Annotated in this window: 1 pseudogene; it reads left to right on the top strand. The window is 74.9% G+C overall.

What is annotated here, in order from left to right:
* Positions 1–9 precede the first annotated feature (9 nt).
* A pseudogene (locus tag ACZ4Z1_RS35400) lies at positions 10–21870 on the top strand (amino acid adenylation domain-containing protein); the annotation flags it as partial.
* Between the last annotated feature and the right edge of the window lies 1 nt (position 21871).

Here is a 21871-nt window from a genome sequence, read left to right as displayed (position 1 = left end):
AGCGACGAGAAGCTGCTCGCCTACCTGAAGCGGGTCACCACCGAGCTGCGGCAGACCCGTGGAAAGCTGGCACGGCTGGAGTCGGCGGGCCGGGAGCCGGTCGCGATCGTGGGCATGGCGTGCCGGTTCCCCGGCGGCGTGACCTCACCCGAGGACCTGCACCAGCTCGTCATCGACGGCGTGGACGCGGTGTCCGCCTTCCCGGCGGACCGCGGCTGGGACCTCGACGGACTGTACGACCCCGACCCGGACCGGCCCGGCACCACCTACACCCGGCACGGCGGATTCCTCCACGACGCCGCGGAGTTCGACGCGGGGTTCTTCGGGATGTCGCCACGGGAGGCCCTGGCCACCGACCCCCAGCAGCGGCTGCTGCTCCAGTCCTCCTGGGAGGCGCTGGAGCGCGCGGGCATCGCCCCCGCCTCGCTGCGCGGCAGCCGTACCGGCGTGTTCGCGGGAGTGATGTACAGCGACTACGCGTCGCAGCTCGCGGGCGCGGCGAGCGGCCTGGAGGGACAGCTGCTGACCGGCAGCCTGCCGAGTGTGGCGTCCGGGCGGGTGGCGTACACGTTCGGGTTCGAGGGCCCGGCGGTGACGGTGGACACGGCGTGTTCGTCGTCGCTGGTGGCGTTGCACCTGGCGGCGCAGTCGCTGCGGTCGGGGGAGTGCTCCCTCGCACTCGCGGGCGGGGTGGCGGTGATGTCCACGCCGACGACGTTCGTGGAATTCTCCCGCCAGCGCGCCGTGTCGCCGGACGGCCGGTGCAAGGCGTTCTCGGACGCGGCCGACGGTACGGGCTGGTCCGAGGGCGTGGGCGTCCTGGTGCTGGAGCGGCTGTCGGACGCGCGGCGCAACGGGCACCCGGTGCTGGCGGTGGTACGTGGCTCTGCCGTCAACCAGGACGGCGCGTCCAGCGGACTGACGGCTCCGAACGGGCCGTCGCAGGAGCGGGTCATCCGTGACGCGCTGGTGAGCGCGGGCCTGTCGGCGGCGGACGTGGACGCGGTGGAGGCGCACGGCACCGGCACGACGCTGGGCGATCCGATCGAGGCGCAGGCGTTGCTGGCGACGTACGGGCAGGACCGTGAAGAACCGCTGTGGCTGGGTTCGCTGAAGTCGAACATCGGCCATGCGCAGGCGGCGGCCGGGGTCGGCGGCGTGATCAAGATGGTGCTGGCGCTGCGTCATGGTGTGCTGCCGCGAACGCTGCACGCCGATGTGCCGTCGCGCCATGTGGACTGGTCGTCGGGGGCGGTCGAGTTGCTGACCGAGCAGCGGCCGTGGCCGGAGACCGGGCGGCCGCGCCGGGCCGGCGTCTCGTCCTTCGGGGCCAGCGGCACCAACGCGCACGTGATCATCGAGCAGGCGCCCGCGGAGACCGCGGACACCCCCGGGCAGGCACCGCCCCAGGAGCACCCGGCGCCGGTCGTGGTGTCGGGCGTGACCGAGGCGGCCCTACGCGAGCAGGCAGCGCGGCTGCTGGACCACGTACGGTCCGACGCGGACGCGAATCCGCGCGACATCGGGTTCTCGACCGTGACCAGCCGGTCGGCTTTCGAGCACCGTGCGGTGGTCGTCGCCCAGGACCGCGCCGAGTTGCTGACCGGCTTGTCCGCCTTGGCGGTGGGGGAGTCGTCACCGCTGGTGGTGGAAGGCTCCGTCGCCCCGGAATCCGGTGTGGTGTGGGTGTTCCCCGGCCAGGGCTCCCAGTGGGTCGGCATGGCCAAGGGGCTGCGGAAGACCTCCCCGGCGTTCGCCGCGCGGATGGACGAGTGCGGGCGCGCGCTGAGCGGCCTGGTCGACTGGTCGCTGTGGGACGCCATCGACGACGAGGCGGCACTGTCCCGGGTCGACGTCGTACAGCCCGTGCTGTGGGCGGTCATGGTGTCACTGGCCGAAGTCTGGCGGTCCGCCGGATTGGTGCCGTCCGCCGTGGTCGGACACTCCCAGGGCGAGATCGCCGCCGCCTGCGCGGCCGGCGGCCTGTCGCTGGAGGACGGCGCCCGCGTGGTCGCGCTGCGCTCCCGGGCGCTGCTGGAGATCGCCGGTGAAGGCGGCATGGCGGCCGTGGCCCTGCCGGCGGAGGAGACCCGCTCCCTGCTCCGGGCCTGGGACGGCCGGATCTCCGTCGCCGCCCTCAACGGCCCGGGCATGACGGTGGTGTCCGGCGGTACCGAGGCGCTGGACGAGCTGCTGGCGCACTGCGCGGCCGAGGACGTACGGGCGCGCCGCATCCCGGTGGACTACGCCTCGCACTCGGCGCACGTCGAGCGCATCCGCGACCGTATCCGTACGGACCTGGCCGGCATCGTCCCGCGCTCGGCGCCGGTGGCCTTCCACTCGACCCTGACCGGCGACGTCCAGGACACCGCGGACCTCGACGCCGATTACTGGTACCGCAACCTGCGCAACACCGTCCGCTTCGAGACGGCCATCGGCGCCCTCCTGGCCGAAGGACACCGGACCTTCGTCGAGTGCAGCGCGCACCCCGTGCTGACGGCCGGCATCGAGGAGATCGCCCAGGACGGCGACCACGCCGTGACCGCCGTCGGATCGCTGCGCCGCGGCGAGGACGCGTCCCGCCGGTTCCTGCTGTCCGTGGCCGAGCTGTACGCCCGGGGCGTGCCGGTCGACTGGCAGCCGTTCTTCGCGGACACCGGCGCCCGCACCGTGGCACTGCCCACGTACGCCTTCCAGCCGAAACCGTACTGGCTGCGCAAGCCCCGGCCGCTGCTGTCCGCCCCCGTCGACCTGGCGGACGCCGGACAGACGGCCCTGACCGGCCGGCTGTCCCTGCGGTCGCACCCGTGGCTGGCCGACCACCGGGTCCGGGGCCGCGTCGTCGTACCCGGCACCGCCCTGCTGGACATGGCGCTGCACGCCGGACACGCGGTGGACGAACTCACCCTCCAGGCGCCCGTGGTGGTGCCCGAAGAAGGCGAGATCGAGATCCAGCTGCTGATGGACCCCGCCGACGGCGGTCACCGTGACCTGCGGCTGTACGCCCGCCGCCCGCAGGACGGCTGGCAGTTGCACGCCACCGGCACACTCGCCACGCAGGACACGACGCCGGAGCAGGACACGGCCCTGCCGGACCTCGCCGCATGGCCGCCCCCGGGCGCCGAAGCGGTGGACCTCACCTCCTGGTACGACGACCGCGCCGACCGGGGACTGGAGTACGGCCCGGCCTTCCGGGGCCTGCGGGCCCTGTGGCAGCACGACGGCGAGCTGTTCGCCGAGGTGTCCCTGCCCGAGCCGGTCCGCCCCGCGCTGCTCGACGCCGCCCTGCACGCGCTGGACGTGACGGCTGGGCCCGCACTGCCGTTCTCCTGGAGCGACGTACGGTGGCTGGACGCGGACGCCGCCGCGGAGGCGACCGGCCTGCGGGCGCGCCTCACCCCGCTGGCGGACGGCTCGACGGCCCTGCACGTCGCCGACGGCACCGGCCGCGGCCTGCTGTCGGCGGGCTCCCTCACCCTGCGTCCGCTCGGTACGGCACTCGCCGGCGAGCCGGGTGACGCCGCGCTGTACGAGCTGAACTGGATCCCCGCGCCGGCCGCCCCCGGGGCCGCGGCCACCCTCGCGGACGTGACGACGCTGCGCTGCCCGTCCGCCGGCGGTGACCTGCCCGAGCGCGTCCAGGCGGTGACCTCCGCGGTCCTCGCCGACCTGCAGACATGGCTCACCGGCGCGGAGACCGGTGAGGCGCGCCTGGTGGTCGCGACGCACCGCGCCGTACCGTCCGCCGACGGCGCCGACGCGGAGCCGGACCCCGCCGCTGCCGCCGTGTGGGGCCTGGTACGGGCCGCGCAGACGGAGAACCCGGACCGGATCCTGCTCGTCGACACCGACGACATGGAGACGCTGCCCCGGCTGCTGCCGCAGCTGGTGGCTGCCGGCGAACCCCAGGCCCTGATCCGCGGCGGCCGCGTCCGCGTTCCGAGGCTGGTCCGCGCGAACCTGCCCGGCACCCCCGTGCCGCCCGCCTTCCCCACCGGCGGCACCGTGCTGGTCACCGGGGCGTCCGGAACCCTGGGCCGGCTGGTCGCCCGGCACCTGGTGACGGAACACGGCGTCCGCCACCTGCTGCTGGCCGGCCGCCGGGGGGCGCGGGAGCTCGCCGACGAGCTGACCGCGCTGGGCGCGACGGCGACCTCGGCGGCGTGCGACGTCAGCGACCGCACAGCACTCGCCGGACTGCTGGCCACCGTCCCGCAGGACCGCCCGCTGCGCGCCGTCGTCCACGCGGCCGGCGCGCTGGACGACGGAGTGATCGGCTCCCTGACACCGCGACGGCTGCGCTCCGTGCTGGCAGCCAAGGCCGACGCCGCCTGGCACCTGCACGAACTGACCCGCGACCACGACCTGTCGGCCTTCGTCCTGTTCTCCTCCGTCGCCGCCACGCTGGGCACCGCCGGGCAGGGCAACTACGCCGCCGCCAACGCCTTCCTCGACGCGCTGGCACACCACCGGCGCGGACTGGGCCTGCCCGCCCTGTCGCTGGGCTGGGGCCTGTGGGCGCAGCCCAGCGCCCTGACGGGACGGCTCGACACGGCCGACCTGGCACGGCTGACCGACGCCGGAGTGCTCCCGCTGGCCACCGAGGAAGCCCTGGCACTCCTGGACGCCGCCGTCGCCACGGACCGGGCCCACCTGGTCGCGGCCCGGCTCGACCGTACGGCGACCGATCCCGCGACGGGCAGACCGCCGGCGCTGTTCCGCACACCGGCCCCGGCACGGCCCCGGCCGGCCGTGCGCACCGCCCGTACCCCCGTCGGTGGCGAGCCCGCCACCCGCGAGAACACCGGTCTGCGGGGAGTCCCCGTGGGTGAACGCGAGCGCGTCGTCCGGGACCTGGTGCTACGGGAGGCCGCGGCGGCGCTCAAGCACGACTCGGCCGCCGCCATCGCCCCCGACGCCGAGTTCCTGCGTCTGGGCTTCACCTCGCTGACCGCCGTGGAACTGCGCAACAAACTCGCCGCACGCACCGGACTGCGGCTGCCCGCGACCCTGGTCTTCGACCGGCGCACACCGAGAGCGGTGGCCGACTTCCTCATCGGCAAGCTGTACGCCGACGCACCCGCCGCCGCGTCCCCCGCGGGCGGCACACCGGCCGAGGAGAGCGCCGACGACCGTATCGCGGTCATCGGCGTCGCCGGGCGCTACCCGCTGGCCCGCACGGCCGGCGAGCTGTGGGACAACCTGGCCGAGGGCCGGCACTGCATCCGGGAGGTGCCCGCCGACCGCTGGGACGCGGACGCGCACCACGACCCGGCCGGGCAGCGCGGCTCCTACAGCAAGTGGGCCGGATTCATCGACGACGTCGACGCGTTCGACCCGCTGTTCTTCCACATCTCACCCGCCGACGCCGAAGCGATGGACCCCCAGGAGCGCCTGTTCCTCCAGACCGCGGCGGCGGTCCTGGACGACGCCGGCTACCCGGCGGCGGTGCTCGCCGCCCAGGGACCGGTCGGCGTCTTCGCCGGGGTCATGGGCAGCGACTACGAGTGGATGGGCGGCGAGGCGAACGCGCTCGGCGTACCGGCCGACGCCCACTCCCGCCACTGGTCCGTCGCCAACCGGGTCTCCTACACCTTCGACTTCACCGGCCCCAGCATGGCGGTGGACACCGCGTGCTCGGCCTCGCTGACCGCCCTGCACCTGGCCTGCCAGAGCATCAGGTCCGGCGAGTGCGCCGCCGCGCTCGCGGGCGGGGTGAACCTCATCCTGCACCCGAAGCACCTGCGCGGCCTGGCACAGGCCGGGATGCTCGCCCGCGACGACCGGCTCAAGGCGTTCGGCGCGGACGCGGACGGCTTCGTCGACGGCGAGGGCGTCGGCGCCGTCCTGCTCAAACCGCTGGCGGCGGCGGTCGCGGACGGCGACCGCGTCCTCGGTGTGATCCGCGGCTCGGCCGTCAACTCCGGCGGCAACAGCGGCGGGTACACCGTGCCGAGCGCGGCCGCCCAGAGTGCCGTGATCCGCGAGGCACTGCACCGTGCCGGAGTCGGCGCGGACACCGTCGGCTACGTGGAGGCCCACGGCACCGGCACCCTGCTCGGCGACCCGATCGAGATCGCCGGGCTGACCGAGGCGTTCGGCGGGCCCGTCGACCCGGCACGCCGTACCGGACGGCCGCCGGTCGCGGTCGGCTCGGTGAAGACCAACATCGGCCACCTGGAGTCGGCGGCCGGCATCGCCGGGCTGACCAAGGTGCTGCTGCAGTTCCGGCACGGGATGCTGGCGCCGTCCCTGCACTCCGAACGCCGCAACCCGGAGATCGACTTCACGGCCACACCCTTCGAAGTGCAGCAGACCCTCCAGCCCTGGGCACGGCAGACGCGGCCCGGCACGGACGGCACAACCGCCGAGCTGCCGCGGCGGGCCGTCGTCAGCTCGTTCGGCGCGGGCGGTGCCAATGCCTGCGTGGTCATGGAGGAGCACCTGCCGGCCGGCGCGCCGGAGCCGGAGGAGCCCGCAGGGGAACAGGTGCTGGTGCTGTCCGCCAGGAGCGCGGACCGGCTGCCCGCGTACGCCGCTGACCTCGCGGCCTTCCTGCGCCGCGGCGCCCCGGCGGACACCGCGACGGCCGAGGACGCGCTGGAGGACGCCCGGAGCCGCTGCCTGCGGCTGGCCGCCGGACTGGCCGGCGTGGCGCCCGGGACGCTCGACCTCGGGACCGACCTGGTCGACTGCGGATTCGGCATGACCGAACGCGCCCACTTCCACGCGCTGCTGGCGGCGGAACTGGGCACCCGGCTGCCGCCGGCGGCCAGGGCGGCCGAGACCATCGGCGCGCTGGCGCAGGCGGTGGCGGGCATCCGGCCCGCCGGGGCCAGCCCGGAGGACGGCGGCCGGTTCCCACGGCTCACCGATGTCGCGCACACGCTGCAGTCCGGCCGTACGGCATACGAGTTCCGCCTGGCCCTGACCGCCGGCTCGGTGGCCGAAGCCGTCGCACTGCTGGAGACGTACGCGGCGGGCGGCGCGGACGACCGCATCCGCACCGGCCGGGTGGCCCGTACCGTCGTACGTCGCTCCGCCGGCGAATCCGCCGCCCTGGACGACGCGCTGACGCGGCGGGACGTGACGGCGGTGGCCGACCACTGGGTGACGGGCGCCGAGGTCGACTGGTCGCGGATCACCCCGGGGACCGCCCGCCGGATCGAACTGCCCGGCTACCCGTTCGCCCGCAAGCGGTACTGGATTCCCCGGCCGTCCGCCGCCGGGACCGGCGCCGGGGCCACGCCGCCCGGCGACGGCCGCCCGGACGCGCCGGCCGACGCCACCGGGCACCCGCACACCACGACGGGCGCCGACCCCGCCGTCACCCGGGTGCTCGCCGGGTACGCGGAGCTGGACGCGGCCTCGGTGTCCGGGCTGCTCGGCGTGTACCGGCGGATGGGCGCCTTCCGGACTCCGGGGGAGCGCCACCACGCGGAGGAACTGCGCGACCGGCTCCGCATCCGGGACAAGTTCCGGCGCCTGCACGAGGCGGTGCTCGGCCTCCTGACCGAAGCCGGGTTCCTGACCCGCGACGGCGACCGCTTCACCACCACCGTCCGTGTCACCGAGGAAGGGCCCGCCAGGGCCGCGGACCAGTGGGAGGCCGAGTTCGACCGCGTCGCGGCCACGCACCCGGACATCGAGCCCACGGCCACCCTCAACCGCGCCTTCCTGCGCGTGTACCCGCAGCTCCTGCGCGGCGAGCTGGTCGGCACCGAAGTCATGTTCCCCGACGGCTCCATGGAGCTGGTGCGGAACCTCTACCGGGGGAACCCGCTCACCGACCACTTCAACCGGCTGGTGGCCGACTCGGTCCGCGGCTTCCTGGACGCCCGGCTCCCGCGGCTGTCCGGCGACGAGACGCTCCGGGTGGTGGAGCTGGGCGCCGGGACCGGAGCCACGAGCGAACGGGTGCTCCCGCTGCCGGCCGGTCACCCCGGCCGCGTCGGCTACACCTTCACCGACATCTCGCCGCGCTTCCTCGAACACGGCCGTGACCGGTTCGCCGCGCCGTACCCGTTCGTACGGTTCGCGCTGCTCAACCTGGAACGCGACTTCGCAGCCCAGGGCTTCCCGCCCGGCTCCGCCGACCTGGTCCTGGCCACCAATGTCGTACACGCCACCAAAGACCTGCGGGCCACGCTGCGCAGGATCAAGGCCATGCTGCGGCCCGGCGGCAGGCTGGTGCTCAACGAACTGACCACACTCCGGCCGTACCTCACGCTCGGCGGCGGTGTGATGGAGGGCTGGTGGGCGTTCCAGGACGGCGAACTGCGCATCCCCGGCTCGCCACTGGCCCCGCCGGCCGGCTGGACCCGGCTGCTCCGGGAGGAGGGCTGGACGGGCATCACGGCGCTCGGCTCCGCGGACGCCGAGCTGGGACAGCGCGTACTGGTCGCCGAGAGCGAAGACGCCGTACGGGCGGCGACGGCGGAGGCGCCCGCGGGCGCGCCCGCCGGAAGGACGCAGGACGTTCCCGCGGCGGTGCAGGTCACCGCCCCGGAAGCAGTGACGGCCGTCGTGGCACGGCAGGACGGGGAAGAGGCGATGACGGCCGTGACACCTTCCGATCCGGAAGCGGTGGTCGGCGAACGGCTGCGGGAGCTGCTGGAGCGGATCCTGAAGCTGGACGAGCGGATCGACCCCGACCGCCCGCTGATGGACTACGGCTTCGACTCCCTCAGCGGGATGAAGATCGTGTCCGTCGTGGACGAGGCGTTCGGCGTCACCGTGCCGCTGGACGAGTTCTTCCGGCTCCCCACGCTGCGGGAGCTGACCGCGCACCTGGCGTCCGGCTGGCTCGCCGACGCGGTGCCGACGGGCGCAGCGCAGTCCGCGGCCGCGGTGGTGACGGAGACCGTGCCGGCTGCCGAGGAGCGCGTGCGTACGGCACCGGCTTCCGCGAGCACGCCGCCCCCGGCTCCGGCCGCCCCGGCTCCGGCAGCGACGGTTGCCGTAGCCACGGCCCCGGCTGGTACGGCGGCGGAGCCGGCCCCGGCGACCGCACCTCCCACCGCCCCGGGCACCCGGCCCGCGCCGGCAGCCCCGCCGGAGGCGCGGACCGTCCTCCGCCCCCGCGGTGACACCGGCCTGTCCACCCACCCCCTGTCGGAAGGCCAGCGCGCCCTCTGGGTGATCGAGCAGATCGCGCCGGGGAACCACGCCTACAACCTGCCCCTCGCCTTTTGGCTCGACGCCGACGTGGACGTGCTGACCCTGCGCGTGGTCCTGCAGGACCTGCTCGACCGCCACGAGGAACTGCGCGCCACCGTCCGTACGGACGGCGACGGCCCGTACGTCCGTATCGCGGCCGAACCGGAACTCCCCTTCCAGCAGGTCTTCCTCACCTCCGTGGCGGACAACGACCTCCGGGACCGGATAGCCGCCGACACGCGGCAGCCGTTCGACCTGGCCCATGGGCCGCTGCTGCGCGCGACGCTCTACACCCTCGGCGACGGCAGGCAGGCCCTGTGCCTGACGGTGCACCACCTGGTGCTCGACGGGCTGTCCATCCCCCTGCTGCTGGCCGAGGTGGAGCGCGGCTGCCGCGCACTCCGTGACGGCCGCCCGCTGCCCGCGGACCGGCCCGCCCGCCGGTTCGCCGACTTCGTCACCTGGCAGCGCGAACTGCTCGCCGGACCACAGGCGGAGCGCCTGCGTACGTACTGGACCGAGCGCCTGCGGGGCCGGCGGACCACCATGCCGCTGCCGCTGGACCGCTCGCGGCCGCCCGTGCCCGGCTTCCGCGGCGCGAGCGTCGAGGGACGCGTCCCGGCGACGGTCACGGACCGGGCCCGCGCCCTCGCGGCCGAGGCGCACACGTCCCTGTCCAGCGTCATGCTGGCGGGCTACTTCGCGCTGCTGCACCGCTACGGCGACCAGGCGGACATCACCGTCGGCACCCCGACGGCGGGCCGCCCGGCCGACGGGTACGACGACGTGCTCGGCTACTTCATGAACATGGTCGTGCTGGCCGAACGGGTCGACGGCCAGGAGCCCTTCCGCGACCTGGTCCGCCGCGTCCACCGGACGGTCCTGGAAGCCCTGGAGCACAGTGCCTACCCCCTGCTCACCCTCGCCGAGGACCTGCGGCGGGCGGACCCGGGCGCCCCGGACGCCCTGTTCGACGTGGCGTTCTACTTCCACAACTGGGCCCGCGACCTGCGGGACGACGGCGTGGTGCGGGGCCGGGTCGACGGCGTGCACCAGGAGGGCGAGTTCGACCTGACCCTCGACCTCGTCGACCACCCCGACGGCTGCCGGTACACGCTGAAGTACAACCCGGACCTGTTCGACACCGCCACGGTGGAACGCTTCGGAGAACACTTCGTCACCCTGCTGGCCTCCGCCGTCGGCGCGCCCCGCACCACGGTCGGTGACCTGGACCTGCTGACCGAGGGCGAGCACGCGCTCCTCGCGCCGCCCGCCGCCGCCGACTACCCGGCGGATACCCTCGTCTGGGACCTGGTGCGCCGCCAGGCCGAGGCACGCCCCGAGGCCGTGGCGGTCCGGTACGGCAGTACCGAGCTGACCTACCGCCGGCTCCGCGACCAGGTGACGGCCCTGGCTTCCCGCCTCACCGCCGCCGGCGTCGGCCGGGGCCGTACGGTCGGCGTCCTGCTCCCGCGCGACGCCGGTCTGCCGGTGGCGCTGCTCGCCGTGCAGGCCGCCGGCGGTACGTACGTCCCGCTCGATCCCGCGTACCCGGGGCAGCGGCTGGCCTACATGGCCGACGACGCCGGACTGCACCTGATCATCACCCACAGCACCGTCGACGCCCCGTGGAACGGGACGGTGCCCCGGCTCCTCGTCGACACGGACCGGGAGCCGCCCTCGGCTCCCTCGCCCGGCCCCGCCGGACCGTCCGACGCGGCGTACATCCTCTACACCTCCGGGTCGACCGGCCGCCCCAAGGGCGTACAGGTCCCGCACCGGGCACTGACCAACTTCCTGTGGTCGATGGCGCGCGAGCCCGGCTTCGGGCCCCGGGACACCCTGCTCGCCCTGACCACGGTCTGCTTCGACATCTCGGGCCTGGAGCTGTACCTGCCGCTGATCACCGGCGGCACGGTGGAGGTACTGCCGACCGAGGTCGCCCAGGACGGACTGCGGCTGCGGGAGGCGGTCGAGCGCAGCGCGGCCACGGTCGTCCAGGCCACCCCCGCGACGTGGGCCATGCTGCTGGCCGCCGGATGGCAGGGAGACCCCTCGCTCACCGTATTGTGCGGCGGCGAAGCCCTGCCCGGCGACACGGCCGAGGCGCTGCTCGCCGGCAACCGCGAGGTGTGGAACCTCTACGGACCGACCGAGACCACCATCTGGTCGGCGGCCGCCCGGCTGCGCCGCGGCGAACCGGTGACCATCGGCGCCCCCATCGCCAACACCCGCCTGTACGTGCTCGACAGCGCCCGCCGGCCGGTGCCGTCCGGCGCGCCCGGTGAGCTGTACATCGGCGGCGACGGAGTGGCCGACGGCTACCTGGGACGCCCCGAGCTGACCGCCGAGCGCTTCCTGCCCGACCCGTTCGCGTCCGCGCCCGACGCGCGGATGTACCGTACGGGCGATCTGGTCCGCCGCCTGCCCGACGGCCGCATCACCTACCTGGGGCGGATCGACTCCCAGGTGAAGGTGCGCGGCCACCGGGTGGAACTGACGGAGATCGAGACGGCCTTGCGGCGGCTGCCGGGCGTCCGCGACGCCGTCGCGGTGGCCCGCGGCCAAGGCGGCGGCGACCGCTCGCTGCTGGCCTGTTACGTACTCGACGACGGCGCCGCCCACCCGTCCCGGGAACACCTGGCGGCCTGGCTCCCGGACCACATGATCCCGGACGCGCTGGTGAGGGTGACCGGCTTCCCACACACCCTCAACGAGAAGGTCGACCGGGCCACGCTGGCCGCCTTGCCGCCCGCCGAACTGCGGGCCCGCTTCGGCGTCCCGGACACCGGGCGGCCGGCGGCCGCCACCGAACCCCCGGCGGACACCGACGCCCTGACGGCCGAACTGGCCGGCATGGTCAGCCGCCTGACGGGAGTGCCGGCCGAGGACATCGGCGCGCACACCCCGCTCGGCGAGGCAGGCATGAACTCGGTCCGCTTCACCGCGCTGAGCGTCGAGCTGCGCACGGCGTACGGCATCGAGGTCTATCCGACGCTGTTCTACCGCCACGGCACGCTGTCCGCGCTGGCCGGACACCTGTGGAAGAACCACCCCGCCGACCTGGCCGCACGGTTCGGCGCCCCCGCTGAGGCGCCCACGGCCGTACCGCGGCCCGCCGAGGACCGGACCGGTGTTCCGGCCGGCATTCCCGCCGGAACACCGACCGGGACCCCGGACACAACACCGGACAGGACCCCCGCCGAGCCGTCGCACGGCGACCGCATCGCGGTCATCGGCATGGCCGCACGCCTGCCGGGCTCCGCCGACCTGGCGGAGTTCTGGCAGCATCTGGCCGCCGGAGACGACCTGATCGGGGAAGTCCCCGCCGAACGCTGGGACTGGCGGGACCGGCCGGAGACCCGCTGGGGCGGCTTCGTGCCCGACGTGGACCGCTTCGACGCGGCCTTCTTCGGGATCTCCCCGCGCGAGGCGGAGCTGATGGACCCGCAGCAGCGGCTGATGCTGGAAGTGGTCTGGTCGGCCGTCGAGGACGCCGGCTACCGCCCGTCCGACCTGGCCGGAAAGCGCGTCGGCGTCTACGTCGGCGTCGCCAACGCCGAGTACCTGGAGATCCAGCGCGCCGCCGGGTGCGCACCCCAGGGGCACACCGCCACCGGCGCGGCGCTCTCGGTCATCCCCAACCGCGTCTCCTACCTGCTGGACCTGCGCGGCCCCAGCATGGCGCTGGACACCGCCTGCTCCGGTTCGCTCACCGCCGTCCACCAGGCCTGCGCCGCGCTCCGCGACGGCACCTGTGACCTGGCGATCGCGGGCGGGGTCAACCTGGTCCTGTCGCCGGCCGTCCACGAAGTGCTCAGCCAGGGCGGCATGCTCAGCCCGGACGGCCGCTGCAAGACCTTCGACAGCCGGGCCGACGGCTACGTACGCGGCGAGGGCGCCGGCGTGGTGCTCCTCAAGCCGGACGGGCGGGCGCGGCGCGACGGCGACACCGTGCACGCGGTGATCACGGCGGCCGTCGCCGGCCACGGCGGCCGCACCACCTCGCTCACCGCGCCCGGTCCGGACGCCCAGGCCGACCTGCTGGTCGAGGCGTACCGCGCAGCCGGCGTACCCCCGGAGACCGTCGGCTACATCGAGGCGCACGGCACCGGCACCGCCCTGGGCGACCCGATCGAGACCACCGGCCTGAGCACCGCCTTCCGCAGACTGCGCGACGGGCACGGGCCGGCCGCGGCACCCGGCTGCGCCATCGGCTCGGTGAAGACGAACATCGGCCACCTGGAGGCCGCGGCGGGCATCGCCGGACTGCTCAAGGTCGTGCTCGCGCTGCGGCACGGCACCATCCCGGCCAGCCTCCACGTCCAGCAGCAGAACCCCCACCTGGAACTCGACGGCGGCCCGTTCGAGGTCGCCTCGACCGCCCGCCCCTGGCCGCGGCCGCGCGACGCCGACGGGAACGTCCTGCCGCGCCGCGGCGGTGTCAGCTCCTTCGGCTTCGGCGGGGCCAACGCGCACATCGTCCTGGAGGAACCCACCATGCGGGACACCCGCGAGGAGCCGGCGGCGGAGCAGCTGTTCGTGCTCTCCGCCCGCACGCCCGAGGAGCTGCGCCAGACCACCGAACGGCTCGCCGGCCACCTGGCGGACCACGACGTGGCTCCGGGCGACCTCGCGTACACCCTTCAGGTGGGCCGTGAGGCGATGACCCACCGGCTCGCCGTGGTCGCCGACGGCACCGCCGCGCTCCGCGCCGAACTGGCCGCGCATCTCGCCGGCCGCTCGTCCGCGGTGCGCACCGGACAGGCCGAGCGGCACCGCACCCCGCGCCCGGCCACCACCTCCCGGGACCTGACCGCCGTCGCGGACGACTGGCTGGCAGGCGCCGAGGCCGACTGGGCGGCCCTGCACGAGGGCGCGGCCCGCCGCCGGGTGCCCCTGCCCACCTACCCGTTCGCCCGCACCCGGCACTGGTTCACCCCGGACGCCGGCCCGTCCGCCGCGCCGGAGCGGGCAACCGCCCGGCTGCACCCGGCCCTGCTCGACACCAACGTCTCCACCTTCGCCGGACCGGCGTTCGCCAAGACGCTGACGGGGGAGGAGTTCTTCCTCCGCGAGCACGTCGTGGGCGGCGAACCGGTGCTGGCCGGCGTGGCGTACCTGGAGATGGCCCGGCTGGCCGGCGAGCTGGCCGCCGGCACGCCGGTCCGCGGTGTCGACGGCCTCGTGTGGGCCGCCCCCGTCCGGGTCCCGGCCGGCTCCGAGCACCGGCTCGTGGTCCAGCTCACCGGTGACCGCTCCGACGCGTCCTTCGAGGTACGGACCGACGGGGACGCCTCCCCGGTGCACGCCCACGGCACCCTGCTGCTCGGCGTGCCCGAAGGCCGCCCCGCGCCCGTCGACGTGCCGGCCGTGCGTGCGCGCTGCACCACCGTCCAGGAAGGACCGGACTGTTACGCGGTCTTCTCCCGGCTGGGCTTCGACTACGGGCCCGTCTTCCAGGTGATCGAGGAACTCGCCGTGGGGGAGAACGAGGCCCTGGCGGCGCTGCGGCTCCCCACGGCGCACGTCGCGGACGCGGGCACGTACGTGTTCCACCCGTCGCTGCTCGACGCGGCCCTGCAGACGGCCGGCAGACTCGCGCCCGGCGCCGGCGACACGGCGGCCCCGCTGTCGTACCTGCCGTTCTCCCTGGGCTCGGTCCGGCTCCACGCCGACCTGCCCGAGGAGATGTACGCCTACGCCGTCCCCTCGGCGCGGCCGGCCGCCAGCGGCACGCTCCGCTTCGACGTGAGCCTCCTGGACCGGTCCGGTGAAGTGGCCGCAACCATCGAGGAGTTCACGCTCCGCGCAGTGCCTGCCCGGGACACGGTCACCGCCTTCGAGCCGGTCATGGAACGTGCGCCGCGTACCCGTCAGCAGCTGACCGGCTCCGTCGTGCTGCTGGACGCCGGCTCCCACGGGGACGAGGTGGGCACCGCTCTGACGGCTGCGGGCCTGGCCACCCGGCGGATCGCGCTCGGCGCCGGTTTCGACGCGGACGCGGCGGTCCGCGCCGGGCAGCCGGGACCGGTGCACGTGGTGCACCTGGCCGGCGAAGGTGCCGATCCCGGCAGGGCGGTGGAGTACGGCTTCCACACCGCCACGGCGTTCCTCCAGGCCTGGCAGCGGGAGCGACGCGGTGCTGCGCTGCGCTACCTCTTCGTGCACCGCGACCCGGCCTCCTCGCCGGCCCTCCCGGCCATGGCCGCGTTCGCCCGGTCGGTGCGCAAGGAGCACCCGGCGGTCGACTTCGGCGTGCTGGCCGTCGCGGCCGGCCCGCTGGGCGACGCGGTGGTCCGCGAACTCGGCTCCGCCGGTGACACCGAGGCCCGCGTCGACGCGGCGGGCCGCACCCGCCGTGCCTGGCGCCGGCTGACCCTGCCGGCCCGCGCCGAGTCCGCGTTCACTGGTTCCGGAGCCCATGTGATCACCGGTGGCACGGGCGCGCTGGGGCTGCTGCTGGCCGAGCACATCGCGGCCGTACGGGGCGCCGCCGGCAACCCCGGCGGCGGGATCGTGCTCGCCGCCAGAAGCGCTCCGGGCCCCGGGGCCCGCGCCCGGATCGAGGCCATCGGCGCCCACCTGGTACGGGCCGACGTCACCGACCCCGCGGGCGTACGCACGCTGATCGACGAGGCCCGCCGGGTCTACGGGCCGCTCAGCGGCGTCCTGCACGCCGCCGGAGTGCTCAGGGACGGCCTGCTGCAACGCAAGGACCGGGCGGACGCGGAGGCGGTGCTGGCCGCCAAGGTCCACGGCACGGTGCTGCTGGACGACGCGACCCGCGACGACCCACTGGACTACTTCGTCACCCTGTCCTCCGCGGCGGCGGCGTTCGGCAACGTCGGCCAGACCGATTACGCCTTCGCCAACGGCTTCCTGGACCACTTCGCCGAACAGCGGGAGCGGTGGCGCCGCGAGGGCAGCCGGCGGGGCCGCACCCTCGCCGCCGCCTGGCCGGTCTGGGCCGACGGCGGCATGCGCACCGACGCCGCGGGCGAGGAGGCCATGGCCAGGGAACTCGGCATGCGTCCGCTGCGCACCCAACCGGCGCTGGACGCGCTGGAACGCGCCCTGGCCGGCACCGCGCCGCGCCTGCTGCTCGCACCGGGGGACCCGGCCCGCATCCTGGCCGCGCTCAACGCGGAACCGGCCGCCCCGCCGGCTGCCGCCACGGCGGACAGGCCCACCGAGGCCCGGCCGTCCGCTGACCCGGCAACCGCGTCTCGGAACACCGCGCCGCGGGACCGGACGGACGTGTGCGCCCGGGCCGAGGAGGTGGTGCGCCGGATCATGGCGGAAGAGCTGAAGCTCCCCGAGGCGGAACTGGCCGTCACGGAGCCCTTCGACCGTTACGGCGTGGACTCGCTGATCACGCTGAGCGCGACCCGGCGGTTCGAGGAGCACTGCGGCCCGCTGTCCAAGACCCTTCTGTTCGAGTACGTGACGGTCCGCGAACTGGCGGAGTACCTGGCCGACACGTACCCCGACGCGTTCGCCGCGCCGGACGCAGGGGAGAAGCCCGGCCCCGCCCCGGAGCCCGTCTCCGACCCCGCCTCCGGGCCCGTCTCCGACCGGGCCGACACGGACCAGGCCGCCGCGACCCTCATCCCCGCCCCGGCCGTCGCCCCCGCCCCGGTCACCCCAGCCACCGCCGACGCCGACGACATCGCGATCATCGGCGTCGCGGGCCGCTACCCGCAGGCCGACGACGTGGACGAGTTCTGGCGCAACCTGCGGGCCGGCCGCGACTGCGTCGAGGAAGTCCCGGCCGACCGGTGGAACCACGACCGGTTCTACGACGCGGACAAGACGGCCACCGGCCGGACGTACGGCAAGTGGGGCGGCTTCCTGCGCGACGCCGACCGCTTCGACCCGCTGTTCTTCCGGATGTCGCAGATCGAGGCCGAGCACACCGACCCCCAGGAGCGGGTCTTCCTGGAGACCACCTGGCACCTGCTGGAGGACGCCGGCTACACCCGCGAGCAACTGCGCGGCTCCCGCACCGGTGTGTTCGTGGGCATGATGTACGGCCAGTACCAGCTGTACGGGGTGCAGGCCGCGCTGCGCGGCGAGGGCCTGCCCCCGCACTCCTCGTTCGCCTCGGTGGCCAACCGGGTCTCGTACTTCTTCGACTTCTCCGGTCCCAGCGTCGCCGTGGACACCATGTGCTCCTCCGCGCTGGTCACCGTCCACCAGGCGTGCCTGGCCATCCGCAACGGTGACTGCGACGTCGCGGTGGCCGGCGGTGTCAACATCACCAGCCACCCGGCGAAATACCTGCAACTGGCGTGGCGCAACTTCCTCGCCGAGGACGGCCGCTGCCGCAGTTTCGGCGCAGACGGCACCGGTTATGTACCGGCCGAGGGCTCCGGCGCCGTACTCCTCAAACGCCTGGACGCGGCACTGGCCGACGGCGACCGTGTCCTGGCGGTGGTCAAGGCGTCCGCGGTCAACCACGGCGGATCCGGCCGCGGCTTCAACGTGCCCAACCCCAGGGCGCAGGGCGACCTCGTCCGGACCGCGCTCGACCGTGCCGGGATGCGCCCGGCGGACCTGGACTACGTGGAGGCACACGGCACCGGTACCGCCCTCGGCGACCCGGTGGAGGTCGCGGGCATGATGCGGGCCTTCCAGGGCGATCTGCCCGAGCGGCTGCCGATCGGCTCGGTCAAGTCCGCCATCGGCCACGCCGAATCGGCGGCCGGCATCGCGGCGATCACCAAGGTGCTGCTCCAGATGCGCCACGGTGAGCTGGCCCCCACCCTGCACGCCGACCCGCCCAACCCGAACATCGACTTCGCGGCGACACCGTTCCACGTCCAGCGGGAGACGGCGCCCTGGCCGCGCCGGATGCTCGCGGACGGCACGGAGCAGCCGCGGACCGCCGGAGTGAGTTCCTTCGGCGCCGGCGGCACCAACGCCCACGTCATCCTCCAGGAACACCCGGCCGCAACGCAGCCCCCGGCCCGTCCGGCCGGACCGCAACTGGCCGTGCTCTCCGCCCGCGAGGCCGACCGGCTGACCGAGCAGGCGCGCCGCCTCGCGGCACACCTGCGGGCCGAGGGCGCCGGGGCGGCACCGGAACAGGTCGCCTGGACGCTGCAGACCGGACGTGAGGCCATGGCGCACCGCCTCGCGATCCGGTTCGAGAGTCTGCCCCAACTGGCAGACCGGCTGGACGAGTTCACAACCGGCGTCACCCCTGCCGACAGCTGGACGGGAGTGGCCGACCCGCGCACCCCGGCCGCGGGGAACACCCCGCAGGCCGATCCCGCGGCGTACGCCGTCGCCTGGACGGCAGGACAGCAGGTCGACTGGCCGGCCCTGCACCCGGAAGGACGGCCCGCACGGGTGTCGCTGCCGGGCTACCCCTTCGGTGGCGAGCGGGTGTGGCTGGCGGCGGCCGACGCCGAACTGGCCGCCCTCGAAACCACCGCCACGGAAGGCCTGCTGCTGACCCGGCACTGGGTCCCCGCCCCCGCCGGCACTCCCGGGCGTACCACCGCGCCCGGCCGCACCGCCGTCCTGACCGCTCCGGGGACCGGGGAGCTGGCCGCCCGACTCGCCGCCACACTCCCGGACTCCGAGATCCTCACCACCGAACAGCTCGCCACCGACCTCGACGGGCCCGCCACCCGGTGGGACCGCTTCGACGCCGTGGTCGACCTGGCGGGCTGCGCCGACCCGTCGGCGCCCGTCGACCGCGCCGCCCTGCACACCTGGCTGCGCTGGCTGCAGCACCTGGTCGGCCAGGGACGGCGCGACCTGAGCGCCCTGCTGGTCTCCAGGGGCCCGGACGCCGTACCCGGCGGCGCGGCGCGTACCGGCCTGTACCGGATGCTGCAGAGCGAGTACCGGCACGTGCGTTCCCGCCACCTGCACACCGGACCGTCCTCCGACGAGCAGCTCTGCCGGTGGGTGGCCGACGAACTGGCCACCGGCGAAGGCCCGTCCGAGATCACCTACCGCGACGGCGTACGGCACCGCGCGGAACTGCGCGAACTGCCCGCCGCACCCCGGCGCGCGCCGCACTTCCCGGAAGGCCACGTCCTCTGGGTGACCGGAGGCACCCGAGGGATCGGCCTGCTGAGCGCCCGGCACTTCGTCGACCGGTACGGCGTCCGCAAACTCGTCCTCACCGGACGCGAGGAACTGCCGCCCCGGGCCGAATGGGCCACGCACATCGCCGCCGACGGTCCCCTGGGGCGCAAGCTGCGCCCGCTCGCCGACCTGGTGGACCGGGGCGTGCAACTGGAGGTGCTCGCCGTGCCGCTGGACGACCGGGAGGCCACGGCCAAGGCCCTGGCGGACGTCCGGCTCCGGCTCGGCCCGGTCGGCGGCGTGATCCACAGCGCGGGCTTCACCGACACCGAGAACCCCGCCTTCGTACGGAAGCCGCGCACCGGCGTCGAGCGGGTGACCGACCCGAAGATCTTCGGCCTGGACACCCTCGTGGAGTGCTTCCGTGACGAGCCGCTGAGCCTGTTCGTGCTCTACTCCTCGGTCGCCGCCGCCGTGCCCGCGCTGGCGGTCGGACAGAGCGACTACGCGATGGCCAATGCCTACCTGGACGCGGTCGCCGAGGCCCGTCCGTACGGGCTGCCACTGATCAGCGTGGAGTGGCCGAGCTGGAAGGACACCGGCATGGGGGAGGCGCGCAGCGCCGCCTACCGGGCCTCCGGGCTGGCCGCCCTGACGGACGAGCAGGGACTCGCCCTGCTGGACCGGGCGTTGACGAGCGGCGCGCGGGTGGTCCTGCCCGCGGTGGTACGGCCCGGCGCCGACTGGCGCCCCGAACGGCTGGCGGACCGCCGCCTGGAACCGGCCGCGGAGCCGACGGCGTCCACGTCATCGCCTCAGGTCACACCCCCGGACACCTCCTCGCCCCGACCGCCCGCCGCGCCCACGCGGACGTCCGGCGCGCTCCGGGCCGCGGCCGGCGCGGCGGCCTCGTGGCTGCTCGACCGGCTCGCGGAGGAACTGCGCTTCGACCGGGCCCGGCTGACCGGCGACGTACCGGTGCACGACTACGGCATCGACTCGATCCTGGTCTCCCAGCTCGCCCAGGGGGCCGCCAAGCGGCTCGACGTGTCGGTCGACCCGTCGGCACTGCTGGAACACCCGACCGCCGACGGCTTCGCCGCGTACCTCGCCGACGAGCATCCGGAGGCCCTGGTCGCGGCCTTCGGTGCGGCCGCTGTCGCTGCGGCTCCGGCCGATGCGGCTCCGGCCGACCCGGCTCCGGCCGACGCACCCCCGGCCGGTGCGGACCCGTCCCGTACACCCCTCTCCGGTACGGCTTCGGCCGATACGGCCCTCACCGTCGGCGCGTCCCCCGCCGGGAACCCCTCGCGCGCCGTCGCGGACATCGCCGTCGTCGGCCTCTCCTGCCGCTTCGCCGACGCCGGATCCGCCGACGCGTACTGGAAGCTGCTGCGCCAGGGCCGCTCGGCGCTGCGGCCGGTCCCCGAGGAGCGCTTCGGCCGGCCGGTCGGCCACCACGCCGGACTGCTCGCCGACGAGCTGCGCTTCGACCCGGAGGCCTTCCTGCTGTCCGAACCGGACGTCGCGGCCATGGACCCGCAGGCGCTCCTGCTGATCGAGGAGGTGAACCGGGCCGTGCACCACGCCGGTCACCGGCCCGCCGACCTCAAGGGCCGCCGGATCGGTGTGTACGTCGGAGGCCGGGCGACCCACACACCGGACCCGGCGCGGCTGACGCGGGCGAAGAACCCGGTGGTCGCCACCGGCCAGAACTACCTCGCCGCCAACATCTCCCAGTTCTTCGACTTCCGCGGCCCCAGCCTGGTCGTCGACACCGCCTGCTCGTCCGCCCTGGTGGCGATGGACGCGGCCGCGCAGGCCCTGCGCGCGGGCGACATCGAGTCGGCCGTGGTCGCGGGGGTGAGCCTGCTCGGTGACGACCGGTCCTACCAGGTCTTCGGGCAGCGCGGACTGCTCAACCCGGGGCCGGAGTTCCACCTCTTCGACCGGCGGGCGGCCGGCCTGATCCTCGGCGAAGGCGTCGGCGCGGTCGTCCTGAAGCCGCTGTCCAGGGCGCAGGCGGACGGGGACCGGGTGCTCGCGGTCCTCAAGGGCATCGCGGTCAACAACGACGGCCGGACCGCCGGCCCGGCCACGCCCAACCTGCAGGCGCAGAAGGAGGTGATGGCCACCGCCCTGGAGCGCAGCGGCCTCGGCCCGCTGGACGTCGGCTGGGTGGAGGCCAACGGCTCCGGGACGACCGTCACCGACCTGCTCGAACTCAAGGCTGTGGAGGCGGTCTACCGGGCCGGCTCGGCGCAGCCGGTGGCCCTCGGCTCGGTCAAGCCCAACATCGGCCACCCGCTGGTCGCGGAGGGCATCGCCGCGTTCATCAAGGTGGTCCTGATGCTGCACCACAAGGAACAGGTGCCGTTCGGCTCCGGACAGGAGCCGCTGGAACACTTCGACGTGGCCGCCTCGCCGCTGTACTTCCCCAGGCAGGCCCTGCCCTGGCCGGACGTCGCCACCGCCGCCGCGGTCAGCTGCTTCGCGGACGGCGGCACCAACGCGCACCTGCTGCTCGCCCCCGCGCCCCCCGGCGACCGCCCCGCCAGGCAGCCGCTGCCGGAGCCCGTGCTGAACCGGCGGGTCGTCATCCGGAGCACCGCCGTCCCCACCGCCCCGGCGGCCGGCGGCCTGTTCTGGGACACCTACCGGTGAG

It is taken from the genome of Streptomyces sp. NPDC030165, assembly GCF_055573595.1.
This window is presented reverse-complemented; position numbering and strand designations above follow the sequence as displayed.